The following is a 25,256-nucleotide window of genomic DNA, read 5'->3' as shown; positions in this document are numbered from 1 at the left end:
GAAACGCCATGTCAGGAGATCAGGTGGTGGCAAAGACGATCAAAACCATGGAGGACTTTTCGGAGTTCGTCGGCCTGTCGCGTCCCACCGTCTCCAAATATTTCAGCGACCCGATGTCTGTGCGCCAGAAGACCCGGGAAACGATCGAACAGGCCCTGAAGAAATCGGGGTTCCGGCCCAATATGTTTGCCGTCAATCTCAACCGGCGGCGCAGCAACATTCTCGGCGTCATCATTCCCAATTCCACCGATCCCTTTTACATGGCGCTCACCCGCCGCATCGAGATGATCGCCAACGAGACGGGCTTCCTCGCCTTCGTCCTGTCGTCGGACGGCAAGGCCGAGATGGAGGATCGGGCGATCAAGACGCTGAAATCGATGAATGTCGCCGGCGCGATCATCGCGCCGCTCGGCGTCGAATCCCACCATGCGACGCTCGACGAACTCGGCCGCAGCGTGCCCCTCATCTATGTGGACTCGCCGCTCGACGAGACGTCCTCTTTCGTCGGCACTAACAATCGCCAGAGTTTCAGCCTCATCGTCGACTATCTCTGCCGCTCGGGCGAGCCGCCCTGTTATTTCGGCATGCCGCATGTCAACACCAACGCCCTGACGCGCCAGACGGCGTACCTGGAGGCGATGGAGCAGTTCCGCATGGCGCCCAGCATTGTCGAGCTTGCCGACAGCAAGAGCTGGGACTTCGAGCGCTTCGGCTTCGAGGAGGCGACCCGCATCCTGACGTCGGGCCAGGGCTTCCCGACGCGCACCGTGCTTTGCGCCAACGACCGCGTCGCCTTCGGCGTTATCGCCGCCGCTTACCAGCTGGGCGTCAAGGTCGGCCACGGCGTCAACCATGACCTGCGTGTCGCCGGACACGACGACCATCCACTGTCCCGATACGCCTGCCCCCCGATCACAACGGTCGCGCAGAACTATAGCGAGATCGGCCGGCTGGCGATCGAACTGCTGCTCGACAGGCTCGGCGAGGGGGAGGGGCCTGCCGCACCGGCGGGCCGCATTCTTCTCAATGCCGAACTGATGCTGCGGGCTTCAGCCTGATGGCCTCTCAGGTGCGGGGCAGGCCTGCCGGTCTCAGATGTTTCCTCAGCGCCGCAATTCTGAAAATGGCGTTCGCAGCGCCATAACCACGATAACCGCGCCGCTCGACGATCTCGAAAAACAGGCCCTCGCCATAGGTCGGGCTATAGAGCTGAAAATATTCGCCGGCGTCATCGCGGTCGTAGAGGATGTTGTTGGCCTTGAGGCGATCGGCAAATTCGGCGTCGAGGCCGAAGCGCGCTTCGAGATCGTCATAGTAGTTCGGCGAAATCGCCAGCGCAACGAAGCCGTTGCCGGCAAGGGCAGCGGCAGTGGCGAAGATGTCGTCGGTCCTGAAGGCAAGATGCTGGATGCCGGAGCCGAAGGTCTCGGCGATGAAGCGGCCGGCGAGCGTGTTGCGGTTTTCCGCCCCGTTCATGGTGATGCGCAAAGATCCTTCGCTGTTCTCCACCACCTGGCTGCGGACGATGCCGGAGGGATCGACGATATCGACCATCGGCGTCTTCTCAGCCTCGACGAGCGAGGTGTAGAACAGCAGCCAGGTCAGCAGTTCCTCATATTTCATCGTCTGCGCCATATGATCGATCGATTGCAGCCCCGCCGGCTGCGGAGCGGCATCATCCTCGACCGCATCGAATTCGATCTCCCAAATGCGGCCAAGCTCGGTCTTGCGGTCGAGGAAATAGAGGACGCCGCCACCCACGCCGCGCACCGCCGGCATTTCGATCTCGCCTGTATCCAGCGATTGTTCGAACCGTTCGGCGCCAAGTGCGAGCGCGCGCTGCAAGGCTGCCTTGGCATCGTCGACCATCAAGCCCGCGGCGTAGGCGGAAGTGCCGTGGACGGCGTAGGAGGCGCTGGCAAAGCCCTTTGGCTCGGTGTTGATCACGAGATTGATGGCACCCTGGCGGAAAACCGCCACTCGCTTGGTCTTGTGTCTCGCCGCCTGCCGGAAACCAAGGCTTGCAAACAGCGCCTCGAGTTCCCGCGCCTCGTCCTCGTCGGCGGTGAACTCGACGAAAGCGACGCCCTCGACGGCAGCGCGCGGCGGCATTGAAGGCACCAGCAGTGCGCTCTCCGGCTGCTGGCGCTTCACCTGGTCGCCGAGGTAGAGCAGCGAGCGGCGGCCGTCGACGGCAATCGCGTTCGGCGAACCGCCGCGGAACTGGTCGTTGAAGATCTCCAGCGAGAGATAGCCGTCATAGCCGGTTGCCGCCACAGCCTTCATGAAGTCGAGCACCGGCAGGTCGCCTTCACCCGGCATGTTGCGGAAATGCCGGCTCCAATAGAGCAGGTCCATGTCGATCAGCGGCGCATCGGCAAGCTGGATGATGAAGATCTTTTCCTTCGGGATCGACCGGATCGAATTGACGTCGATCTTGCGCGAGAGGGTATGAAAGCTGTCGAGGATCAGGCCGATATTGGGATGATCGGCCCGCCGGACGATCTCCCAGGCATCGCGATGGTCGTGGATGTGGCGGCCCCAGGCGAGCGCCTCATAGCCGACGCGCAGGCCGCGTTTGGCGGCGCGCTCGCCGAGTTCACGAAAATCCGCCGCGGCCCGGTCGAGACCGCCGAGTGATGCCGGCGAGACGTTGGAGCAGACCAGCACGAGATCGGTGCCCATTTCCTGCATGAGGTCGAACTTGCGCTCCGCCCGGTCGAAGGTGCGGCTGCGCAGCGGCTCCGGCATGCCTTCGAAATCACGAAACGGCTGAAAGAGCGTGATCTCCATGCCGAGATCGCGCACCATCCGGCCGACCTCCTTCGGGCTTTCGTCGAAAATCAGGAAATCATTCTCGAAGATCTCCACCCCGTCGAAACCCGCCTTGGCGATCGCCTCCAGCTTGTCGCGGAGGTCGCCGCTCAGCGAAACAGTCGCAATCGATGTCTTCATCGCAGTGGTCCTTGCGAGAGCGTTAAGTCGTCATGGTCTTGAAATGCGCAAGCATGCGACCGGCATTCGGCTCCCTGCCGGTAATCACGCGAAAGGCGCCGACCGCCTGAAAGACCGCCATGCCGCCGCCATCAAGCGTCCGGCAGCCGCGCTGCCTCGCTTGCCGTAATAGCTCTGTCTCCAGGGGGAAGTAGACGATTTCGGCAACCCAATGCCGCCTTTCCAGGAGTTCGGGCGGAAGCGGCGTGCCGGGATATTTGGCCATGCCGGTCGGCGTCGCGTGGATCAAGCCGGATGCCGCCTTCATCGCTGCCTCGAGGTCGCCGCCGGCGGTGATCGACGCATCGGGAAAGAGCGGGGACATCGTTTCCGCCAGATCGACGGCGCGCTCATGCTCGCGATCGAAGACCGTCAGTCTCTTCAGGCCGAGCGTCAGGATCGCATAGGCGGTTGCGACACCCGCTCCGCCTGCTCCGAGCTGCACGGCCGAGGAAAGATCGGCCTGCGGCAGTCCGCGCCGGAAACTCTCGGCGAAGCCCCACCAGTCGGTATTATGCCCGAAGCGCCTGTTGTCCTTCAGGACGACGGTATTGACGGCGCCGAGCGCCCGGGCTTCCGGCGACAGTTCGTCGAGCAGCGCAATGACGAGCTGCTTGCAGGGATGGGTGATATTGAGGCCGGCAAGGCCGCGCGCTTCGGCATCCGCGACCAGCCGCGGAAGATCGGCCGGCGAGGCGTTCAGCTTGATGAGATCGATCAGCTCATAATCGTAATCCAGCCCCTGGGCCGCACCTTCCTCCATATGCATGGCAGGCGTCAGCGAGGCCTGGATGCCGGAGCCGATCAGCCCGGCCTTCAGCGGTTTCAGCAGTGTCTCGGCCATGCGCCAGGTCCCGTTTGCTCGTGGTGGGAAAGGCCCTCAGGATCGCTGCGGGCCCGGTTCCGCTTACTTGCCGCGAACCGTGTCGAGTTCCTTGAAGAGCTGCGTGACGGTCTCCGCGCCGATCTCAGCCGTGAACTTGTCGATCAGCGGCTTGACGGCGTCGCGCAGCTTCTGCGTCTCTTCGGGGCTGAGTTCGGCGACTTCCATGCCGGTCTTCTTGATTTCCGCGATCGCGTTGGCATCCTTTTCCCTGGACACCTTGCGCTGATAGTCGCGGGCTTCCGTCGCGGCGGACTGGAAGACCGCCTTTTCCTCATCGTTCAGGCCGTCCCAGAACTTCTTGCTGATGAGCACGATCTGCGGATTGTACTGGTGACGGGTAATCGTCATGTACTTCTGCACTTCGAAGAACTTGGCGTTTATGATGTTGGCGGCTGGGTTCTCCTGGCCGTCGACGGTGCCGGTCTCAAGCGCGGTATACAGTTCCGTATAGGGCAGCGGCACGGCATTGGCCCCGAGGCTGTTGAAGAGTTCGATCGGGATCGGCGACTGGATCGTGCGGATCTTCAGGCCCTTGATATCCTCGAGCTTGGTGACGGGATGACGGTTGTTGGTGAGGTTGCGGAAGCCGAGCTCCCAATAGCCGAGACCGACGAGGCCGGTGTCGGGCAGGAGCTTCATCAGGTCAGTGCCGAAGGCGCCGTCCATCACCTTGTCGGCCTCTTCGCCGCTGTTGAAGAGGAACGGAAGGTCAACCGCGCCGAACTGCTTGACGTTACTGGCGAGAATGCCGGCATTGAGCACCGTCATCTCGATCACGCCGCCCTGCAGCGCCGACACGGTCTGGACGTCGCCGCCGAGTACGCCGCCCGGAAACAGCTTGACCTCGATCTTGCCGCCGCTCTTTTCCTTCATCAGCTCGGCGAATTTCTCCATCCCCATCACCTGGGGATGGCCCTTGTTGTTGGCAGCCGCGAATTTGATGCTGTGTTCGCGGATTTCGGCCATGACAGGGCTGCTCGCCAGGAGGGCAATCGGCAGGGCCAGCCCCAGAACCAGTTTCGTCAATCTAGTCAGCATGTTTTCCTCCCAGGATGAGGCCGGCATCTCCCTCCGGCCATGTTGAAATTCCATCGCCGCAAGCGAAGTCAGTGCCCGAACCAGGCGACCGGCGCGGTCACCAGTGTGGGAAAAAGGACGAGCAGAAAGAGAACGATCAGTTCGGCGATCATGAAGGGAACGACGCCCTTCATCAGATCCTCCATCGAAAGCTTCGACACGCCGCAGATGACGTTGAGCACTGTACCGACCGGTGGCGTTATCAGCCCGATCGAATTATTGATGATGAACAGCACGCCGAAATAGACAGGATCGATTCCCGCCTGCTTGATGATGGGCATCAACACCGGCGTCATGACCAGGATCGTCGGCGTCATGTCCATGGCGGTACCGACGACGACGATCAGCACCATGATGGCAAGCAGCAGCAGTGTCTGATTATCCATAAGCGGTTCGACGAGAGCGGCGAGTTCGCCAGGCACGTCGGCGACGGTGATCAGCCAGGCCGAAACGGCGGCGCAGGCCACCAGAAACATCACCACCGAGGTGATTTTCGCGGCCGCGACGAAGACCTCGAACAGCCGCGACGGCGGCAGTTCCCGATAGACGACCATCGATACGAAGAGCGAATAGACAGCCGCGACGACGCCGGCTTCGGTCGGCGTGAACACGCCGAACTTCAGGCCGAAGATGATGAACAGGGGAAGCATCAGCGCCCAGATGCTCTCGGCGAATGCCTTCATCCGCACCGCGCTGCTTTGCTTCGGCGGCAGGGCGAACTGCTCCTTGCGCGCCACGATCAGCCAGGTGACGCAAAGGGCCGCGCCGATCATCAGGCCTGGGAAAATGCCGGCCAGGAACAGCTTGGTGATCGAGACCCCGCCGATGACGCCATAAAGGATGAAGCCGATCGAGGGCGGGATGATCGGGCCGATGATCGAGGCGGAAGCGAGCAGGCCGCCGGCGCGAGCCGGATCATGGCCCGATTTCAGCATCATCGGGAAGAGCAGGGCGCCAAGCGCGGCCGCATCGGCGACGGCCGATCCGGAAAGGCTCGACAGCACACAGGCCGCGAAGATGGCGACAAAGCCAAGGCCGCCCCTGATATGGCCGACCATGGCCATGGCGAGATTGACGATGCGGCGCGAAAGGCCGCCTGTGTTCATCACCTCGCCGGCGAGAAGGAAGAAAGGCACGGCCATCAGCGGAAAGCTGTCGGCGCCGTTCAGCACGTTCTGCGCGACGATCTGCGCATCGAACATGCCGAGATACATCATCAGCGCCACGCCTGTGATGATGAGGGCAAAGGCGATCGGAACGCCGAGCGCCATGGGGCCGAGAAGGGCGCCGAGGAAGATCGTGACGGTCATGACGCGCTCCTCAGTGTTTCGGCTTCAGAACGCGGAAGGCCGTCTGCGCGGGATCCTCGAGTGTCGCCTGTTCCTCGCTGTCGCGCACGAGCTCAGCGGTCGTCACGTCAATGCGGTCGGTCACGATGGCAAAAGCGTCCCAGAGAAGGATGAAAAAGGCCGGCACGCCAAAGGCGAGCCCCGCGCCGTAGAAGACGCCCATCGAAATGCCCGTCGCCGGTGCCGAGACGTGAAGGTTGATCTGCGTCTGGGCCCAGCTGCCGCTGATCATCAGCCAGGTGGCGACCAGCATCATTCCATAGCCGAGGAGCACGGCGAGCTTGGCGAGGGGTCTCGGGAGGCGGACGATGAGGGAGTCGACGCCGAGATGGGCATGCTCGCGCATTGCCACCACCGCGCCGAGGAAAGTAAGCCATATGAAAAAGATGCGCGACAGCTCTTCCGACGAGGTGATGCCTTGGTTGAAGGCATAACGTAGTACGACGTTCCCGAAGACGAGGACGACCATGCCCGCCAGCAACAGGGCGATCGTCGCTTTCAGTGCGAAGAAATAAAAGTCGATAATACGGGTCATTCGCTCCTCCAAGCCCGGCCTTGTTCAGGCCGTCCGCCGACCATCCGTCAGACATGCGAAAGCGTGCCGTGACCGAACAATTGCGGTCGCGATCAATTCCTCCATTGTCGCGCCTCTAAAATGTACTAACTAGTTCGTATGTCAAGCGTCATCTATTGAAACATGCGGTCAAGGTGAATAAGACTGACGGAAAGACAGATGGAGACGTTCGCGTCGAACGCCGCCCACAGTCTGAATTCCTTATGCACGACAATAAGTTAGAGGATCGGCAATCAGGCTCATGGCGGAACGGGGCGAAAACGGCCGAAAGAACGATCCACAGCAGACGAAGGAAGATATCCTCCTCGTCGCAACCGAGGAATTCTCGACCCATGGGCTCGCCGGCGCCCGCGTCGACGCGATCGCCGAGAAGACGCGCACCTCGAAGCGGATGATCTATTATTATTTCGGCAGCAAGGAAGGGCTCTATCTTGCCGTCCTCGAGCAGTCCTACCGCAAGATACGCTCGCTGGAATCCGATCTGCATCTGTCCAATCTCGAGCCGGAAGAGGCGTTGCGGACGCTGATTTCGACGACCTTCGATCACGACGAGGCTAATCCCGATTTCGTCCGTCTCGTCAGCATCGAGAACATCCATCATGCCGCCCATATGCTTCGCTCCGAGGCGATCCGCGATCTCAACGTCTCGGTCATCGAAACCATCGCCGGCATTTTGCAGCGCGGCTTCGACCAGGGTGTTTTCCGGCGGAAGGCCGACCCGATCGACATCCATATGATGATCAGCGCCTTCTGCTTCTTCCGCGTCTCGAACCGTTATACGTTCGGCACGATCTTCCGGCGCAACCTCTCGGACGGTGACACCATCGAACGCCATCGCGGAATGATCGCCGATGCCGTCGTCAGCTATCTGAAAAGCTGACGGCGCGGTCTCCTCAGCCGCGCTGGGAAAGCAAGGGTATCGCAATCTCGAATTCGGCGCCGGCGCCGGTCGTCTGCCGAAGGTGAATCGTGCCGCCGTGGGAGCTGAGCATGGCATGGACGATGCCGAGCCCCATGCCGGTGCCGCCCTCTTCGCGGCGGGTCGAGAAGAACGGCTGAAAGATGCGGTCGCGGTTTGCCTCGGAAATACCGCCGCCGTCGTCACGGACGAGAATGAGTGCTGTTCGGGCGTCGGCCGACACTGTGAATTCAAGCAGCGCGGCGCCGTGCTGAAGGGCGTTGGCGGCAAGGTTGGCGAAGACGATGATGGCCGCCTCGTCGGGAAGCGCAATCAATGTCTCCGTATCGCCTGTCCCTGAGATATCAAGAGCGGGAAATCGCTGGCGCAGTAGGGCCATGACGCTTGCAATGCTGCTTCCGCCCCCGGTCATCGGCATTTCCGCCTGCGCAAGTTCCCTCAGCCGCTGCAGCAATGCGTCGAGACGGACAGCGTCGGCGGCGATGTTGTCCAGAAAGTGCAGGCGTTGCGCCTTCGTCATTGCCCTGTCGGCATCATCATCGCGCAGAAGCTCCGCCGCGCCCCGAATGGCCGTCAGCGGCGATTTCAATTCGTGGGACACATGTGCGGCAAAGGAGCGGACATATTCGGTGCGGTCGACCAGTTTTCCCGCGAGATCGAGGAAACTCTGCGACAACACGGCGATCTCCCGCGTTCCATAGCTTTCAAGCGGACGGATTGCTGCCTTGCCGCCGCGGGCGATCTCATCCGTCCGGGCGATCAGGGCGTCGATGGGACCGGTGATGGTGCGCGTCAGCACATAGGCGACGGCGAGCGTCAGCACGAGGACGACGACGAGGGCGATGATCTCCACCGGCTCCATCCGGTTCGCGCTCGCCTCGGTGGCGCGAAACCAGATGACGATCAGGACAGGCAGCGCCATCACCGTGAGAAGCACCGCGTAGACGATCAGCGCCAGCGGCGGCCGCCATTTCACCCTGACCTTCGGCGCAGGCATCACGCCTTCCTCCCGATTTCACCGCCGAGCTTGAAGCCGATGCCGTGAACCGTTGCGATGACCCCGGAGCCGCCGGCGGCAGCGAATTTGGCCCTGATATTGCGGATATGGCTGTCGATCGTGCGATCGGCGACATAGGTGCCGGCGCCGTAGGCCGCCTCCATCAATTGCTCGCGGCTGAAGACCATACCGGGCCGTGACAGCAATGCGTCCAGGATGCCGAATTCGAGCGCCGTCATCGCAATAGCGCACTTGCCGAACATAACGGTCCTGCCGGCGCGATCCAGGCTGAGCTCGCCGGCGACGAGCGTGGCGTGGCGCCTGTCAGGCCCCGCTTCACTGCCACTGCGCTTCAGGATCGCCTTCACCCGCGCCACGAGTTCACGCGGGCTGAAAGGCTTCGTCACATAGTCGTCCCCGCCGATTTCGAGCCCCAATATCCTGTCAATCTCCTCGTCGCGCGCGGACAGAAACAGGATCGGCAATCCTGACGTCGTGCGGATCTGACGGCAGACTTCTAGACCGTCCATACCGGGCATACCGATGTCGAGAATGATCAGATCGATGTTGCCGCGGCGGAAAGCCGCCATCGCCTCGGTGCCGTTGCGGGCCGCCATCGATGCCAAGTCGGCACGATCGAGAGCAAAGCAAATCACATCGCGGATATGAGGCTCGTCATCGACGACGAGAATGCGGGGCGCCATCACCGGTCCTGTACTGGTTGTCGTGCCTGTTGTTATCGTTCTCGTCCTATCTTGCAATGGCTGCAGGGGCCAGAAGATAGCTCTCCAGCCGCGCCGCCCGGAAGGTCCAGTTCCGCCAATCACTCCGGCGCATTCCGAAATTCCTGGCGAGGTAGTACCGAACTGTCACCGCTTCGCTCCTCCGGTCGATCAGGTGTTCCGGCAGCATGCTGAGATAAAGATCGAGCGCCGGAATGACGGAGGGGCCAAGCGAGGAGAGATAGGCAAGGTCGAGCGGCGGGCCTTCCTGGCTGATCTCCTGGCTATGCTTGACGTTGAAGCGGGCGATGAACGCCGGGAAATCAATGAAGGCGCTGATGTAGAGGACCGTCACGAGAGAGGCGAGGTTGGCGGCGATCAGCCACTGGTTGGATCGATTGAGCAGAATGCGCAGCAGGATCAGCATGAGACCGATGGCGACGAGCCCCATCCAGAGGCCGGCGGCGACACGCAACTCCGTCAGCGAATAAGCTTCGACGTAAAGTCCAAGGCGCAGCATCGACGACAGGCAGAGAAGGACGTTCTGGGCGATCCAGGCGTGGACGAGGCCGCGGATGAGCAGACTATAATCGCCGGGGCCGCCGCGTCGCATGGCAACGAGGACAAAGCCGGCTGCCAGAAGCGCCGTCGCGATCAGCGGATAGGCGCCGCGATGTGCATATTCGGCATGACTCATGTGATCCGGCAGATCCGCGCCGCCCCAGAGATAGACGAGATCAAGGAGTGTCTGCACGGCAAAGACGGCATTGAACAGGGCGAGCGACCGCAGCAGCGAGGCGTGGCCGAGCGGCGCATTTTTGGAGGGCACGATCATGAACGCCCTGCCGGCCTGCGACCGCGCATCACGCCGCTTCAAACGCGGCCGCAGCATCGCCCAAACCACGATGGCGGTCATCAACCAGAAGCCGATCCGCCAAGGGTCGAGGAACTGCAGCAGAATGCCGAAATCGATGCTCCGCAACGCGATCTCGATAAGCGGGTTCGCAGCCGCAAAGAGAGACACGAAGACCGCGGCGAGAGCGAGAGGCATGATCCAGAGGGCAATGCTCTGCTGAACGCCGGTTAGGGATAGATGTTTACCCGGTGTCGCAAGATATTTCCTGATATCCCCGACAAGTCGCAAGGGAATGACAAGTGCGAAACGGCAAAATACCAGAGGCAGCGCGGTTGGCCGGCGAGGCATGAGCTTGGCGCTGATGAGAGCAACCAACATCAGCGCGCCGAGGCAAAAGGCAAGGCCCGTGAGTGAGGTCGCTTCCAGCAGGGGAGCCGCAGCCAGGACCAGAAAGCTCACGAGAAGAGCCGCCGTCGAAGGCGATGGCGGCTTGCGCGCCGAGAACTGAATGCCGACGCAGACCGCAACAGCAAAGAGGAAAAGATTGATCCCGGGGGTGTGGCCAAAAATCAGAAAGTCGGCAAGCGCCACCAGCGCAAGCAGAGCGGCGACCCGGCCGCTGCCGCGCCTGATGCGCATCGGTGGTGTCAGGATCTCGGCTGCGTCCATTGGTGCTCCTCTCGCAAATGCCGTTTTTCGATCACGACGAGCCTATTTCCCGACCTTGCCTCGATAGGAACCTCGATCAGCCACCACCCGTCCTCGCGGAGGCGATCCGGCAAGGTGGGCGATGTGAGGCGCGGCGGGATATCATTTTTGCTCATGGCGGGAAGATGCCGCGCCGGATTGCAGATTTTGTGCAGAGAGTGAGGAGCAATTCAGGAGATTGTCCGATCCGGGAGGTCATGGAGGGGCGCTCCAGCTCACAGCGGGCGTGACGGCGGATGGGAATTCACCAATCCCTCGGAAGCACGACAACGAAGGCCACCCGATCAGGTGGTGCTTCTGCCGGTTCCCGGGATGGCAAGTCGAGATCGATTAAGGAAGCGGGGAATATCGCCGGTCGGCGAGCGAGGACCTCATCGGTATCGAGGCGCACGCCTGGCATTATGGAGCAACTCGCAGGCTGTCGCGAATGGTCCGAAGAGTTTGAGCAACAACGCTTGCTCCTCGACATCTATCCGATGGCGAGCGCAGAACTCGGTTACGGACCAGACTTTCGTCAGATCGTCCGTTTCGATTTGCTTGGGTTCGATGTGTTCGGTCAAGGGCGTGTCCTCCGAACATCGAGACTACGCCTGCCGATCTTTTATAAGAACTAGCTAAAAAGGGTTATGTCTGCCAATCATTGAGGAACGGCGCATATAAAAAAGCCCGCCGATTGCGCGGCGGGCATCTTGTCTCACTGATCTACTGCTGCGGATCAAACACCAACGCCGTCGGGATGAGCGTCCGTGCCGAGGATGTTGAGCGTCACCAGGGCAGTGTCCGTGTGGCCTTCCCCGTCGGAGATCTTGTAATAGCGGAGAACTTCCGTGTAGGTCTGCCCATCGTTCAGATCGCTCGTCAGATCATAGGTGAACGAGCCGTCGGCCTTGACGTGGAACATGCCGTAGGTGCCCTGAACGTCAGTTACGGCATCTGCCTTGGAGTCCACCTTCGTGCTCAGGAACTGACGGAGAAACAGCTTGCCGTTGTCGCCGGCAATGTCGTTGTCGAGAACGTTGCCGCCGATGACGCTGCCTTCGGTGAAGCTGTAGGTATCGTCAACAGCGATCGGCTTTACCTGGGTAACGCCCTGTATGTTCAGGGAGAACACGCCAACATCTGTATGACCGCTGCCGTCGGAAATCTTGTAGGTGACCCGCTCGGTCAGCGTTTCACCGTTGGTGAAGCCGATCTTGGCGGCATCGCTCAGAACATAGGTATAGCTGCCATCCGGCTTGACGAAGAACGTGCCGTACTCACCGTGAATTTCGGTGATCTGGCTCAAGCCGCTCTTGGCGCCAACGCTGGCGCCGTCGAAGGCGCGCAGGAACAAGTGTCCGTTGTCGGACGAATCGTTGGAAAGCAGATTTCCGGAAATTACGTCAGTTTCTTGAAATGTTGCACTATCATCAGTTGCGTGAATCGGCGAAGCCATTAGTTTCTCCTAAAATTGTATATTAACGGGCCAATTTGACCTCTTGAGAGCGGCTTCTTTAACAACTCATTAATACTTCAAGTCAACGGGTTATTTAACGAAAGGTTAAAATTCACCTATAACGTGTGTCGTCGCTTCATAAAACGACCATTACGTACGCCGCTTCAATCAAATTTGAAGCAATTTAGAACAATTTACACGCGGTAAACTTGAAGGAACTTCTGGGGCGACTAGGTTACGGCGGCGTTTTTCTGGTGCTGCTTTATGGTGCCCGCACACCATTGCAATCCCCATCGCCGCCACCTATTTTTAGAGCCGAACCCGATCCCATCGGTCACTCAAGCAGTGCCGACTCGTCAAAGAACGTAAAGGATCGGCGGTGGGCGTCATCGCGCGCGCTATGGGCAATCCCAGCAACAAACGATAAATCCGGCCGCGGCCGGCAGGGGATTTCTTTTTGAGCGACGAAACACAGCGACTGCGATTGCGGCCGTAGGCCAGGCATTTCAGCCTCTTTAGCCGCAGCGAATGTAGACGCCGATCGCCGCGCAGTTCGGCTGAAAGACGATCGACACTCATCCAACAAGGAGAATCCGACATGCAGGTACTCGTCAGAGACAACAATGTCGATCAGGCCCTCAGGGCCTTGAAGAAGAAAATGCAGCGCGAAGGGCTGTTTCCCGAAATGAAGGAACGGCGCGCCTATGAGAAACCGTCGGAACGCCGCCTCCGGGAAAAAGCGCAAGCGATCAGCCGGCAGCGAAAGGCTGCACGCAAGAAAATGCAGCGCGAAGGGCTGTTGGTCGGGCGCAAGCGGACGGCCGCGCGTTAGAATCCTGCCCCCGGCCTCAGCGGTTACATTTGCCGAAAGGATAGACAATGGACGAATTGAATAGCCTCACCATTTCGGAGGAACGCCTCGAGGATTGTCGCGATGTCGTGGAGCCGGATTTACAGGAGTTGATCCAGCACGCACTGACATCGGGCTTTTCACGGGAGGAAATCCTCATAGCGGTCAGCGAATTGGTCGCAGAAGATTTCGCGATGGTCATGGAAACCCCGAGCGTGCATTGAGGAGCGAGCGGTGACCATGATGGCGCAGAAGGATCTCTTTGGTGTGGCCGACGACGGTTTTCCCGAGGGTTTCCGATATATCCGGGATATTGTGCCCGTCGATCTGCAGCGCTCAGCTCTCGAAGCGATACCGGCCCTGCCGTTCAAAGCCTTCGACTTCCACGGGTTCGAAGGCAAGCGCAGGACGGTCTCCTTCGGCTGGAAATACGACTTCGACAGTCAGCGCATGAGAAAAGCAGGGGAAATACCCTCATGGCTGCTCCCCATTCGCGAGATCGCCGCATGCTTCGCGAATATCGCGCCGGAGGCGCTGGAACATGCTCTCGTGACGGAATACGCACCTGGCGCGCCGATCGGCTGGCATAAGGATAAAGCCGTGTTCGGCCGCGTCGTCGGCATCTCCCTGCTTTCGTCCTGCACCTTCAGGCTGAGGCGCCGGAACGGCGACAAGTGGCAGCGACGATCGCTCGTGCTTGAACCCGGCTCCGCCTATCTCATGGCCGGCGCCTCAAGAACGCTCTGGGAGCATTCCATCCCGCCTGTCGACCGACTGCGTTACTCGATCACCTTCCGGGAGTTGGCCGCATAAACAGCGGGAACATTGGCTCAAGCCAATGGTTAATCCGTCTTTCCCACAATGGAGATGACGATGGCCGAGCAGGATGACGCGACACGGGTGTGGGAGTTGATCGACAGAATAGGGTTCTGCATGTTGACCACCCGCAACGGCGACGATCTGCGCGCCCGACCAATGTCTGTCTAGGTCGCCCGCTGGCCGAATGTCTGCCTGGCCTTTGCTGACACCAAGGCACAGAAATATGTTTCCGTATCGGGGACGGCCGAGGTGCAGAACGACCGCGAAAAGATCCGTGAATTATGGGTAGCGCCGGCAAAAGCATGGTGGGACAATCCCGACGATCCCTCCATCCGCATCCTCAAGGTTACCCCGTCTTCGGCTGAATATTGGGACAGCCCCGGCACCATCATCAGCTATATTAAAATGGCGGCCGCAGCGGTCACCAACAGCAAACCGGATATGGGCGACAATGCCGAGGTCACGCTCTGACACATAGGCGCGAAGGCCGAAGGCATGCCGCTCGCCGACGGACATCAAGCCCGGCCGGCCGATGCCTTGACGAAGTCGATGAATGCCCTGAGCGGCGCAGGCACCAGACGCCGGCCGGGATAATAGAGAAACGGTCCTGAAAAGCGCTGCCACCACGGCTCGAGGATGGGCTCGAGGACGCCGCTGTCGAAATGCGGGCGCAGCCAGTCTTCGAAAATGCAGATGATTCCTGTGCCCGCGATCGCCGCGTCGACGGAAAGATCGGTCGCCCCACCGACCCTGACGATCAATGGGCCGGTCGGTTCGACCCGCACGACTTCACCGTCCCGCTCATATTCCCATGGGGTCGTCAGCGCACCACTGGCAAAACGGCCCAGCAAGCAGGCATGGCCGAGAAGTTCCCTCGGATGTTGCGGCCGCCCGTGGCGGTCGAGATAAGCAGGCGACGCCGCAGTGGCAAAGCGCTGGTAGCGCGGACCGATCGGAATCGCGATCATATCCTGCTCCAGCCGCTCGTCATAACGGATGCCGGCGTCACACCCGGCAGCGAGCACGTCGACAAAGCTCTCCTCGGCGACGATCTCCAGCCGAATGTCGGGGTAGGCGGCTAGGAATGGCGGGACGATGGCGGGCAGCACCAGCCGTGCAGCGCTGACCGGCACATTGAGGCGCAGCGAACCAGCCGGCCTGTCGCGAAAACGGTTGACCACGTCGAGCGCGGCCTCCACCTCCGTCAATGCAGGGCCGAGCCGCTCCAGCAGACCCTTGCCGGCATCGGTCGCAACGACGCTACGGGTCGTGCGATTGAAGAGCCTGACGTCAAGATCGGCCTCCAGGCGACGCACCGCTTCGCTCAAGAAGGAGGCGCTGCTGCCACTGGCGCGCGCTGCCTCGCGAAAACCACCCGCCCGCGCCACTGCGACGAAGGCGTTGAGGTCACTCAGGTCTGCTTTCACTGTTCGCCACTCCGCACAGCCTGTGCGCATTGTACTCGATTATCATACGCACCGCCAAGGAGTAAGTGTGGCCTCATCTCTTGAAAGGAGCGAGATCATGTCCATCATAAATCAGTCCGACACATTCACTATCGGCGACCGCACGGTGAGGCGACTTGGCTATGGCGCCATGCAGCTTGCAGGGCCTGGCGTGTTCGGTCCGCCCAGGGATCATGACACCGCCCTGGCAGTGCTGCGCGAGGCGGTCGCAAGCGGTGTGAACCATATCGACACCAGCGATTTCTACGGCCCGCACGTCACCAATCAGATCATCCGTGAAGCGCTCCATCCCTACGGCGACGATCTCGTCATCGTCACCAAGGTCGGCGCGCGGCGCGGCACGGACGGATCCTGGATTCCGGCCTTCTCGCGCCAGGAACTGACGCAGGCGGTTCACGACAATCTTCGCAACCTCGGCCTTGATGCGCTTGATGTCGTCAATCTCCGGATCGCATTTGACCTGCATCGCCCGGCCGAAGGCTCGATAGAAGCACCCCTTGCGGTTCTGGCCGATCTCCAGCGGCAGGGTCTGATCCGTCATGTGGGCTTAAGCAACGCCACATCAAAACAGGTCGCCGAAGGCCGCGGGATCGCCGAGATCGTCTGTGTGCAAAACCAGTACAATCTGGCGCATCGGAACGACGACCGGCTGATCGACGATCTCGCCCGTCAAGGCACCGCCTATGTACCCTTCTTCCCGCTCGGCGGATTTACGCCGCTGCAATCGTCCACGCTCTCCAATGTCGCCGCACGCCTCGGCGCCACGCCGATGCAGGTGGCGCTCGCCTGGCTGTTGCGCCGCGCACCCAATATCCTGCTGATCCCGGGCACGTCGTCGCTCGGCCATCTCAGGGAAAATCTCGCTGCTGCCGGATTGGTGCTACCGGATGATGCCGTTGAGGAACTGAATCATATGGCTGACATCGCGGCCTGACAGCTGCCGGCGGCGCAATCGTTGCGCCGTGTTCTCGCGCGGCGTAGCGAGCTTGCCGGACCTGCCGGCGCAATCTGTCGGTCGGCAGCACCTTGTTGGCTGCGCCAACCGGCCGGTAAACGAGAGCATCAGGATGGCTTCCGTGTCAGAAGCTCATAAGCCACCAAGGCCCCTGACATCGCCAGAAAAACGACGATTGCCAAAGGATAATTGGCACTGGCGTTCGGATCGGCAAGCTTGGGAAGGCCGATAACAGTGCCGGCGGCCAGAATCGCCGAGAGCACAACCTCCTGAACGATTAATCTCCAAAAGCCCGTCATGATCAACCTCCTGTCATCTCCGTATTATCGGCCGAAGGACGCTCAGTCTTTATACTTCACGATGCAGCCGTTGGGAAACACACGTTGACCGCACGGTGGCAGTGACCATGCGGTCTCGGCTTCAACGCTTCGGCAGCCGACTTGTTGCAGCTATGCTTTCAATAGCGCTCCGGTACGAGCATTTCAGGCGGAACCGGCGCCCTGATGTAGTCGGCATGACGGATACGGCCCGGCAGCTGGATCTCAGGCTTCGGCACATCCTCATAGGGAATCTGCTCGAGAAGATGGGCGATGCAGTTCAGCCGCGCCCGTTTCTTGTCGACGGCCTGCACCACCCACCAGGGCGCTTCCCTGGTGTGTGTGCGCGCCAGCATTTCTTCCTTGGCCTTGGTATATTCCTCCCAGTGGATGCGGCTTTCCATGTCCATGGGCGAAAGCTTCCACTGCTTCAGCGGATCGTGGATGCGCATCTTGAAGCGGAATTCCTGTTCCTCGTCGGTGATCGAGAACCAGTATTTGATCAGCACGATGCCGGAACGGACGAGCATCCGTTCGAATTCGGGCACCGAGCGGAAGAACTCCTCGAGTTCGTCAGGGGTGCAGAACCCCATCACGCGCTCGACGCCGGCGCGGTTGTACCAGCTGCGGTCGAAGAGCACGATCTCGCCGGCGGTGGGAAGATGCGGGACATAACGCTGGAAATACCATTGATGGCGCTCCCGTTCGGTCGGCGCAGGCAGTGCCACGGTGCGGCAGACGCGCGGGTTGAGCCTTTGGGTCACGCGCTTGATCGCGCCGCCCTTGCCGGCCGAATCCCGGCCTTCGAAAAGCACCACCACTTTCAATTGCTTGTACTGGACCCAATCCTGCAGCCGCACCAGTTCATGCTGCAGCCGGAACAGCTCGCGGAAATAGATCTTTCGATCGAGCGTCTGCTCCGCGGGTTCCGTCATTCCTTCGACGACCAGATCGTCCAGCCGGTCTTCCTCCATCTGCATTTCCAGCTCCTCATCGAAGCTGTCGGCGATTTCGGCCTTTATCCGGCTGAGCTGGTCCTGATGTGTTTTAGACATGGGCTTTCCCTTCCTGCTCAGTTGACAGGAGCATGTCACTGCAAAGTTAGTGTGACGGTTGGATAACCCAAAGCTCGTTCACTTGTTCGCCTCTTTCGCCACTCCACATGCCGGCGAACTTCTTCGACGCCGCTCACGACGAGATGGAGGCGGGACTAGAGCAGCCCCGTTCGGTAGTGATCGACAAGGTTGCGGCAGGCGCGGATCGTCAGCGCCATGACGGTGAGCGTCGTGCCCGCGATACCGCTGCCCGGGAAGGCGCTGGCGTCGGTAACGATGACGTTCGGGGCATCCCAGAGCTGGTTGTAGGGATTGAGCACCGAGGCTTCCGGGCTTTCGCCCATGCGCGCGCCGCCAGTTTCATGGATTGCCGCGCCCATGCACATGGTCTTGCGGAACCATTTGCGAAACATGAAGCGGCTGAAGGCATCGGCGTCGGGAAAGGCGCCCCTGCCCATCTCCTTGAGGCCGCTGGGAGAGCCGATGAATTCCAGGTCGCCGCCGACCTCCCGGATCATGGCGATCAACGCCTCCTGCTGCCGGCGAAGCAGCCGCTGCTCCTCCTCCTGCATGACGCAGCGAATGTGCGGCACCGGAATGTTCCAGGCATCCTTTCGCTTGCCATCGAGGGTGATGCGATTGTCGGCATAGGGCAGCATGCGGCCGAAGCCGAAGAAGGCGAGACGCGCATCGGTCTCCTCTGAAACCGGCGCCCTGCCGACGCTGCCCTGATAGTCGAAATCGCCGCGGGCGGCGTCACCCTCGCCGAAGCGCGGGATGAAGATCCCACCCGACGGATTGTAGAAAGGATCGACAGGAGCGGAATCGTCAACGGCCCAACCCTTCGCCTTGGAAAAAGAGCCGAAGGCGAGGCATGGAAGCTGGTCCATGAAATAACGCCCGAGCCCGCCCGAGCTGTTTCCGAGTCCATCAGGATGTCTTGCCGATGCCGAGTTCAGCAGCAGCCGCACGCTCTCGATCGGCGAGGCGGAGAGCACGACCGTCGCGGCACGCGCCGTCGAAACCTTGCCCGTATTGCGATCGATGAATTCCGCACCGGTGGCGCGGCCGGTCTTTTCGTGGGTGGTGATGCGACGCACGATGGCGTCATAGCGGACTGTGAGCCGCCCGCTCGCCTTTGCCTCCCGCAGCGGTCGCGGCATGCGTTCGGCGTCCGGCGCGATATAGCGCCAGGAGACGACGCGCCGTTCCGGCCAGCGGCTTTCCACTGCCTGCTTGAAGATCTGTTCTGCGGGCGTCAGGCTTGCCGGTTTCGCATAGAGGCCGTCCGGCAAGGTCGGCACATCGTCCCTGTTGCCGTACAGCCCGAGATAGGCCTCCACTTCGTCATAGAAGGGCGCAAGCTCGTCATAGGAGACCGGCCAGTCCACGCCCTTTCCGCTGCGCGAGCGGATCTTGAAATCATCGTCGGTCCAGCGCAGCAGCACGCGGCCGAAACTGTGCAGACGCCCGCCGCCCTGGCGGCCGCGGATCCAGAGAAAGGGTTCACCCTTCGGCGTCGTATAGGGGTTCTTGCGATCGTTGACGAAGAAGTGGCTGAAGCGTTCAGTAAAGAAGGCCGCCCGCGCCTGGATCGGCTGCCCCTTCAGTGTGGCGCGTGCGCGCTCCCAGATATTGATGCTGCTTGCCGGCGCCTTCTTGCGCGCCGGATCGAAATCTCTGGGGCCGACGGCCGGCCCAGCCTCGAGCAGCAGCACCGACAGTCCATGGGCCGTCAGCTCTTTGACGGCAAAGGAACCCGCCGCGCCGGAGCCGATCACCAGCGCATCATAAACGATCTCAGACATGTCTCTTTCAAATCCTGTCCTGGGGCAATTCCTCAAAGCAGCGTGAGACGCGTCCGGAATTGCGGGAAAGCGCAGGGATGGCGCGTCATAGCCGCGATCCATCGGCAGCGAAGAGCGACGCCTTGGCGATATCCAGGCCCGGAGCCACGGCATCGCCCGGCTTGACGTCGACGTCGCCCATAAGACGAAGCGAGAGGCTCTGCTCCGTCCAGTCGAACCAGACGACGGTATCCGATCCCATCGGCTCGACGACGGAAACGTGGCCAGGAATGGTGGGCAGCCCGCTTACCACCCCGTCGAGCACAAGATGCTCAGGGCGAATTCCTAATGTAACAGGCCCTTCCGCCACCGCGGCCCGGAAAGCATATCCCGAGAGATCGACGGCCAGCCCGTTGCTCCGGAAGAGCAGAGTGTCGCCGTCGCGTTCGATCCGGCCCTCGATGAAATTCATGGCCGGAGCACCGATGAAGCCGGCGACGAAGAGGTTGGCCGGGCGGCGGTAGATCTCCGCCGGCGAGGCGAGCTGCTGGATGACGCCATCGCGCATGATGGCGATGCGATCGGCGAGCGTCAGCGCTTCGACCTGATCATGAGTCACATAGATCATGGTATTGCCGAGGCTCTGATGCAGCTTTTTGATCTCGACGCGCAATTCGTTGCGGAGCTTGGCGTCGAGATTCGACAGCGGTTCGTCGAAGAGGAACACGTCCACTTCCCGCACCAGGGCCCGGCCGATGGCGACGCGCTGGCGCTGACCGCCGGATAGTTCGGCGGGGCGTCGATCGAGCAGCATATCGAGGTGGAGGAGGGCGGCGGTGCGGGCGACGCGCGCTTCGATCTCGGCCTTCGGCAGACCAGCGACGCGAAGCCCGAAGGAGAGGTTTTTGCGCACCGACATGCGGGGATAGAGCGCGTAGGACTGGAAGACCATGCCGATGCCGCGATCCTTCGGCTCCTCCCAGCTGACGTTCCTGCCTGAGATCCACACCTCGCCCGCCGTAATGTCCTCCAGGCCGGCAATGGCGTTCAAAAGCGTCGACTTGCCGCAGCCGGAAGGGCCGAGCAGCACCAGGAACTCGCGGGGCGCGACGTCGATCGACATCTTCTCGATCACCGTGTGGTGGCCATAGGCGATCTTCAGGTCCTTGACGGAGACGGCGGATTGCATGGAAGCGTTACCCCTTGACTGCGCCGGCGGCGATGCCGCGCACGAACCAGCGGCCGGACAGAAAATAGATGGCGAGAGGGACGATGGCGGTGAGAATCGTCGCCGCCATGTTCACATTGTAGGTGCGCTCGCCCATCGTGGTATTGACGATATTGTTGAGCTGCACGGTCATCGGCAGGTTGTCGCGGCCGGCGAAGACGAGACCGAGCAGGAAGTCGTTCCAGATGCCGGTGAACTGCAGCATGGAGACGACGACGACCATCGGCACGGCGATCGGCAGCATGATTTCGAAGAAGATGCGCCAGAAACCGGCGCCGTCGACGCGCGCGGCCTTGCAGAGCTCCTCCGGCACGCTGACGAAATAGTTGCGGAAGAGCAGCGTCACCAGCGGCAGACCGAAGATGACGTGGACGAGAATGATGCCGGCGAGTGAATTGTAGAGGCCGATATTCGCCATGCCCCGGACCATCGGATAGAGGAAGATCTGATAGGGGATGAGACCACCGGCCATTAACAGGCCAAAGAGCGCATTCGCCCCGCGCGGCCGCCAGAGCGACAACGCATAGCCGTTGACGGCGCCGATGAAGACCGAGATCGCGACGGCGGGAACGGTGATCGCCACCGAATTCCAGAAGCCGCTGCGAATGCCGACGCAGACAGTTCCCATGCAGGCGCCCGACCAGGCTGTCACCCAGGCGGAGAAATCGAGCGTGGCGGGCAGGGCAAATATCTGCCCGAGTCGGATTTCGTCCATCGACTTCAGCGAAGTGACGACCATCGTATAGAGCGGCAGCAGGAAGAAAAGGGCGGCGCCGACCAAGAAGGTATAAAGGCCGATGCGTCCCGCGGTGATCCGTGCCGGCTTCGGCCCATTCGGGTGAGGCTGGTTCATCACGCCCCACCCTTTGCCTGGTTGCGCATGTGCATCGCGTAGCGGAATGGCGTGACGGCGATGATGACGCCAAGGACCAGCACCGTCGCGCCTGCTGTGGCAAGGCCGAGATTCTGGCGCCCGAACAGATTATCCATGATGAATTTCGCCGGCACTTCGGTGGCATTGCCGGGGCCGCCGTTGGTCATGGCGACGACGATGTCGTAGGTCTTGATCACACCCATGGCGAGCAGCATGCCGGCAGCGGCAAGCGCCGGTCCGAGCTGGGGCAGGATGATTGAGACATAGATGCGCCAGACGGGAATGCCGTCAATGCGCGCCGCTTTCCATTGCTCGGCCTCGATGCCGCGTATGCCGGCGAGCGCAATCACCATGACGAGCCCGGCGCCCTGCCATACGCCGGCAAGCACCAGCGCATAGATCGCCATGTCCCGATTGACTGCCCAGTCGAGGACGAAGCCTTCCCAGCCGAGCGAACGCATGCTCGCCTGAATGCCGAGCGTCGGATTGAGCATCCATTGCCAGATCAGCCCGGTCACCACGAAGGACATGGCGTAGGGATAGAGAAAGATCGTCCTGAAGGCGCTTTCCAAGCGGATCTTGCGATCGAGGGCGGCGGCCAGCAGGAAGCCGAGCACCAGACAGCCCGACACATAGAGTACGCCGAAGATCAAGACGTTTTGCAGCGAGGCGAGCCATTTGGCCGAGGCGAAGAGCTTGGAATATTGCGCGAAGCCGACATAGGTCGAAGATGGAAAGAGCGTGGAATTGGTAAAGGACAGCCGGATCGACCAGGCCATCGTGCCGATGAAGACCACGACCGCGGCGAACCATGTCGGCAAGAGGGCGATGGTCGCGGAAAGATTGCGCTTGCGTTTGACGGGCATCGGCCAGCTCATTGACGGTGGAAAGCGGAACACGCGCCGCCCCGCGAGCGCGGCGGCCGGCCAGTAGTGGCGTCGGGATCAATCCGACGCCACGGGCACGATCCTACTCGAAGGTGGCGAAAAAGTTCTCGGCCGCAGCCGCCGCGTCGTTCGAGCCGCCGCTCCAATATTCGTCGACGAAATCGTCGAGCGCGCCGACCTGCTGCGGCGTGAGCACGATCGCCTGATCCGGTACGATCGCGCCGGCAGCCATCAGCTCCGCACCCTTCTGGGCGCAGGCATCAAGCTTCGACTTATCGACATCGGCGCGCATCGGGACCGAGCCCTTCTTAAGGGCGAATTCGACCTGGACGGTCGGGTCCATCACGACCTCGGCAAGAAGCTTCTGCGCCTTGTCGGTCTGGCCATTGCCGGTCTTGGGGAACCAGAGGGCGTCGGCGATGTAGACCATGCCCTTGGATTCAGGAGCGATCATGCAGCCATAATCCTTGCCCGGTTCCTTGCCGGCGACGGTGAATTCGCCCTTGGCCCAGTCGCCCATGAACTGCACGCCGGCCTTGGCGGTGATCAGCATGGCGGTCGCATCATTCCAGTTGCGGCCCGCAGCACCCGCATCGACATAGCCGCGCAGCTTGCCGAGGATTTCAAGCGTCTTCTTGATGCCGGCGACAGACGCTTCGCTCTTGTCCTTATCGACATAGATCTTGAGGAAGCCGTCGATGCCGACCTGCGAAAGCAGGATCATGTTGAAGACCTTCGTCTGCTGCCAGGGCTGGCCGCCCCAGGCGACCGGGATGATGCCGGCGGCCTTCAGCTTGTCGAGATCGGCGAAAAACTCGTCCCAGCTCTTCGGTTCCTGCGCAATCCCAGCCTTGTCGAAGGCCTCCTTGGAATAGAAGACCCAGCTTTCGCCATGCGCGCCGGTCGGCGCGAGATAGACCTTGTCGTCATAGGAAATGAGGTCATGGATCGATTTCGGCAGGGCGTCGGCCCACTTGCCGGCGGCGGCCACGTCGTCGATCGAATTGAACAGGCCCTGGCTGACGAAATCGGCGGCGGCAAGGCCGATGACGCCCTGCTTGGCGCCGGGCGCATCACCGGCAACGATACGGTTCTGAAAAGCCGCGTCGGCCGCGCCGAAACCGGCGATCGAGGAATCCTTCCAGACGCCGCCGCGCTTTTCGAACTCCGTCTTGATGACGTTGAGGGCTGCGGCTTCGCCGCCCGATGTCCAGGACGACATGATCTCGATCGTCGGCTTGTCCTCGGCATGCGCCGCGGCGAAGAGACCGGCGAAAGCCACACCGGCAAGAAAAAACTTCATCATGGTCTTCATATGTTCCACCTCTTGAAAATGCCCTCTTGGCGGGGCGTTTGTCGTCTTCGGAATGATATCAGCGGTAGATCGGCAGGAGTGCCTGCCGGACGAGCGTGAGCCCGTTAGCGATGTCGCGGACCGGGTCCGGCGCGGCATCGAGTTCAAGGATCGCCCAGCCTTCATAGGCCCGGTCGCGCAGCAGCCGGATCCAGGCCGGCCAGTCGACCCGTCCGAGGCCGAAGCCGCAGAAATAGGGCTGGTGGCGTTCGTGGATGTGCTTGTCGATCGGGGTGTCGGCAGGCATCGGGCCGATCGCGTCCTTCCAATGGGCGATGATCATGCGCTCATGATGGCGGTCGACGAGCTGGACGGGGTCGGAGCCGGCAACGATGATGTGGGCCGTGTCGGGGCACATATGCACATAGGCCGGATCGGTCAGCAACATCATCAGGTCGACGTCGCGCGCGGCGGCAAAGACCGAGTGCGCCTCCGTGTGCAGCGCGAGCCGGACGCCTCTGGCATGGAGGGTCGCGCCGAGCCGGTTGAGGAAATCCGCGATTGCCTTGGCATGGTCGAAGTCATGGAACTGCACCGGCTGGGCGCCGAGCGTCTGGCGCAGGGGGGCGCCGATCACCATGATATCGCTGCCGCAGGCCTTCAGGAAATCGGCATATCGTTCCGCCTTGTCGATCAAAGCGCGCTGGGCTTCAGGGTCGGTAAAGTCTCCCGCTGCCTCGAGCTCTGCGAAGAAGCCGCTGCAAAGCGTCAGCCCGCGCCTTGCCAGTTCGGCGGCAAAGCCATCGATCGAACCGTAGGTCTGGATCGCGTCCTGCCAGTTAAAGGGAGAGAAGGTCACCTCGACGCCGGTGACGCCGGAAGCCTGGACGCTGTCGAGGATTTTGTCCCAGAAGGCGCGCGGCGCGGCGCGCGCATGGTCGACAATCGCATCATGGCTGCCGACGCCCCAGAAACCGGGATGGAAGAACGTCACGAGATCGACACCGAAGCGTAGTCTGTCGTCAGTGGCCATAACCTATCCATTCTCAAGGCACGATGCTATCTGCATGCGAAACAGCGGCTCCGCATTCAATACGTCGTGCATTTTCAATGCATTAAGAGACGGCAATCGTTTGCCATGCCCAAATGATAGCCAAGCTGGTTTTTTAAGCAAGCGATTTTTGGCAAACGTTTGCTATAAACCGTC

General features: G+C 61.3%; 25 protein-coding genes and 1 pseudogene. 7 read left to right on the top strand and 19 right to left on the bottom strand.

Annotated elements, in window-relative coordinates; translation table 11 throughout:
- The first annotated feature begins 47 nt into the window (after positions 1-47).
- Positions 48-1,058, top strand: a complete 1,011-nt coding sequence (locus NL154_RS30630) for a LacI family DNA-binding transcriptional regulator (protein WP_210633546.1) — start codon at positions 48-50, stop codon at positions 1,056-1,058.
- A 7-nt stretch (positions 1,059-1,065) separates the two neighbouring features.
- On the opposite strand, the gene NL154_RS30625 is transcribed toward NL154_RS30630, so the two are convergent.
- The 5 genes from NL154_RS30625 to NL154_RS30605 form a co-directional block, all read right to left on the bottom strand.
- Entirely contained in the window at positions 1,066-2,955 is a 1,890-nt protein-coding gene (locus tag NL154_RS30625) for a bifunctional sugar phosphate isomerase/epimerase/4-hydroxyphenylpyruvate dioxygenase family protein (RefSeq protein WP_210633506.1), read from the bottom strand.
- A 22-nt stretch (positions 2,956-2,977) separates the two neighbouring features.
- Positions 2,978-3,838: a shikimate dehydrogenase gene (locus tag NL154_RS30620; RefSeq protein ID WP_221102751.1), complete on the bottom strand. Its 861-nt coding sequence runs from the start codon at positions 3,836-3,838 to the stop codon at positions 2,978-2,980.
- A gap of 63 nt (positions 3,839-3,901) precedes the next feature.
- Positions 3,902-4,918: a TRAP transporter substrate-binding protein gene (locus NL154_RS30615; protein ID WP_221155721.1), complete on the bottom strand. Its 1,017-nt coding sequence runs from the start codon at positions 4,916-4,918 to the stop codon at positions 3,902-3,904.
- 68 nt (positions 4,919-4,986) lie between these two features.
- Positions 4,987-6,267: a TRAP transporter large permease subunit gene (locus NL154_RS30610; protein WP_434734586.1), complete on the bottom strand. Its 1,281-nt coding sequence runs from the start codon at positions 6,265-6,267 to the stop codon at positions 4,987-4,989.
- 10 nt (positions 6,268-6,277) lie between these two features.
- Positions 6,278-6,841: a TRAP transporter small permease gene (locus NL154_RS30605; RefSeq protein ID WP_434734585.1), complete on the bottom strand. Its 564-nt coding sequence runs from the start codon at positions 6,839-6,841 to the stop codon at positions 6,278-6,280.
- 280 nt (positions 6,842-7,121) lie between these two features.
- Between NL154_RS30605 and NL154_RS30600 the strand changes: the two genes are divergently transcribed.
- Positions 7,122-7,760 (top strand): TetR/AcrR family transcriptional regulator, encoded by a 639-nt coding sequence (locus NL154_RS30600; RefSeq protein ID WP_210633501.1) that lies wholly within the window; start codon positions 7,122-7,124, stop codon positions 7,758-7,760.
- A gap of 13 nt (positions 7,761-7,773) precedes the next feature.
- On the opposite strand, the gene NL154_RS30595 is transcribed toward NL154_RS30600, so the two are convergent.
- The 5 genes from NL154_RS30595 to NL154_RS30575 all read right to left on the bottom strand — a co-directional run bounded on the left by NL154_RS30595 (position 7,774) and on the right by NL154_RS30575 (position 12,517).
- On the bottom strand, positions 7,774-8,796 hold the full coding sequence (locus tag NL154_RS30595) for a sensor histidine kinase (RefSeq protein ID WP_221155718.1): 1,023 nt from the start codon (positions 8,794-8,796) through the stop codon (positions 7,774-7,776).
- Positions 8,796-9,500, bottom strand: coding sequence for a response regulator transcription factor (locus NL154_RS30590; RefSeq protein WP_221155717.1), 705 nt, complete (start codon positions 9,498-9,500; stop codon positions 8,796-8,798). The genes NL154_RS30595 and NL154_RS30590 overlap by 1 nt, the downstream gene beginning before the upstream one ends.
- Positions 9,501-9,546: 46 nt before the next feature.
- A complete protein-coding gene (locus tag NL154_RS30585) occupies positions 9,547-11,043 on the bottom strand; it encodes a DUF4153 domain-containing protein (RefSeq protein WP_434734584.1) in 1,497 nt (498 codons plus the stop codon).
- Positions 11,044-11,453: 410 nt separating this feature from the next.
- Positions 11,454-11,642, bottom strand: a complete 189-nt coding sequence (locus tag NL154_RS30580) for a hypothetical protein (RefSeq protein ID WP_020922905.1) — start codon at positions 11,640-11,642, stop codon at positions 11,454-11,456.
- Positions 11,643-11,797: 155 nt separating this feature from the next.
- Complete coding sequence (locus tag NL154_RS30575; protein ID WP_221147238.1) at positions 11,798-12,517, bottom strand: Ig-like domain-containing protein; 720 nt, start codon at positions 12,515-12,517, stop codon at positions 11,798-11,800.
- 598 nt (positions 12,518-13,115) lie between these two features.
- Here NL154_RS30575 and rpsU point away from each other — a divergent pair.
- The 4 genes and pseudogenes from rpsU (at position 13,116) to NL154_RS30555 (ending at position 14,657) form a co-directional block, all read left to right on the top strand.
- Positions 13,116-13,349, top strand: a complete 234-nt coding sequence (gene rpsU / locus NL154_RS30570; protein ID WP_210633496.1) for a 30S ribosomal protein S21 — start codon at positions 13,116-13,118, stop codon at positions 13,347-13,349.
- Between the two features lie 47 nt (positions 13,350-13,396).
- Positions 13,397-13,591: a hypothetical protein gene (locus NL154_RS30565; RefSeq protein WP_210633495.1), complete on the top strand. Its 195-nt coding sequence runs from the start codon at positions 13,397-13,399 to the stop codon at positions 13,589-13,591.
- A 19-nt stretch (positions 13,592-13,610) separates the two neighbouring features.
- Positions 13,611-14,180 carry an alpha-ketoglutarate-dependent dioxygenase AlkB gene (locus NL154_RS30560; RefSeq protein WP_210633545.1) on the top strand — a complete coding sequence of 190 codons (570 nt, stop codon included), beginning with the start codon at positions 13,611-13,613 and terminating at the stop codon, positions 14,178-14,180.
- Between the two features lie 60 nt (positions 14,181-14,240).
- Positions 14,241-14,657 (top strand): annotated as a pseudogene (locus NL154_RS30555) (pyridoxamine 5'-phosphate oxidase family protein).
- 44 nt (positions 14,658-14,701) lie between these two features.
- On the opposite strand, the gene NL154_RS30550 reads toward NL154_RS30555, so the two are convergent.
- Positions 14,702-15,613 carry a LysR family transcriptional regulator gene (locus tag NL154_RS30550; protein ID WP_210633493.1) on the bottom strand — a complete coding sequence of 304 codons (912 nt, stop codon included), beginning with the start codon at positions 15,611-15,613 and terminating at the stop codon, positions 14,702-14,704.
- Between the two features lie 97 nt (positions 15,614-15,710).
- On the opposite strand from NL154_RS30550, the gene NL154_RS30545 reads away from it, so the two are divergent.
- The gene (locus NL154_RS30545; RefSeq protein ID WP_221147241.1) at positions 15,711-16,586 is read left to right on the top strand and encodes an aldo/keto reductase family oxidoreductase; all 876 of its coding nucleotides are present in this window, start codon (positions 15,711-15,713) and stop codon (positions 16,584-16,586) included.
- A 128-nt stretch (positions 16,587-16,714) separates the two neighbouring features.
- Here NL154_RS30545 and NL154_RS30540 read toward each other — a convergent pair whose 3' ends face one another.
- The 8 genes from NL154_RS30540 to NL154_RS30505 form a co-directional block, all read right to left on the bottom strand.
- A complete protein-coding gene (locus tag NL154_RS30540) occupies positions 16,715-16,906 on the bottom strand; it encodes a hypothetical protein (RefSeq protein WP_210633491.1) in 192 nt (63 codons plus the stop codon).
- A gap of 158 nt (positions 16,907-17,064) precedes the next feature.
- Positions 17,065-17,979: a polyphosphate kinase 2 gene (gene ppk2 / locus NL154_RS30535; protein ID WP_221147242.1), complete on the bottom strand. Its 915-nt coding sequence runs from the start codon at positions 17,977-17,979 to the stop codon at positions 17,065-17,067.
- Positions 17,980-18,134: 155 nt separating this feature from the next.
- Complete coding sequence (locus tag NL154_RS30530; RefSeq protein WP_210633489.1) at positions 18,135-19,787, bottom strand: GMC oxidoreductase; 1,653 nt, start codon at positions 19,785-19,787, stop codon at positions 18,135-18,137.
- Positions 19,788-19,872: 85 nt separating this feature from the next.
- Positions 19,873-20,955, bottom strand: coding sequence for an ABC transporter ATP-binding protein (locus tag NL154_RS30525; protein ID WP_221147244.1), 1,083 nt, complete (start codon positions 20,953-20,955; stop codon positions 19,873-19,875).
- Positions 20,956-20,962: 7 nt separating this feature from the next.
- Complete coding sequence (locus tag NL154_RS30520; RefSeq protein ID WP_221147245.1) at positions 20,963-21,847, bottom strand: carbohydrate ABC transporter permease; 885 nt, start codon at positions 21,845-21,847, stop codon at positions 20,963-20,965.
- Positions 21,847-22,734 carry a carbohydrate ABC transporter permease gene (locus tag NL154_RS30515; RefSeq protein WP_434734583.1) on the bottom strand — a complete coding sequence of 296 codons (888 nt, stop codon included), beginning with the start codon at positions 22,732-22,734 and terminating at the stop codon, positions 21,847-21,849. Before NL154_RS30515 ends, NL154_RS30520 begins: the two co-directional genes overlap by 1 nt.
- 103 nt (positions 22,735-22,837) lie before the next feature.
- Positions 22,838-24,070, bottom strand: a complete 1,233-nt coding sequence (locus tag NL154_RS30510) for an ABC transporter substrate-binding protein (RefSeq protein WP_221164475.1) — start codon at positions 24,068-24,070, stop codon at positions 22,838-22,840.
- Between the two features lie 58 nt (positions 24,071-24,128).
- Positions 24,129-25,082: a sugar phosphate isomerase/epimerase family protein gene (locus tag NL154_RS30505; RefSeq protein WP_434734582.1), complete on the bottom strand. Its 954-nt coding sequence runs from the start codon at positions 25,080-25,082 to the stop codon at positions 24,129-24,131.
- Positions 25,083-25,256: the final 174 nt, after the last annotated feature.

The sequence above is a fragment of the Rhizobium sp. YTUHZ044 genome (genome assembly GCF_051123975.1).
In the GTDB taxonomy this organism is placed as follows: Bacteria; Pseudomonadota; Alphaproteobacteria; order Rhizobiales; family Rhizobiaceae; genus Rhizobium.
Note: the sequence above shows the minus strand (reverse complement) of the source record. Positions and strands in the feature narration are given on the sequence as shown.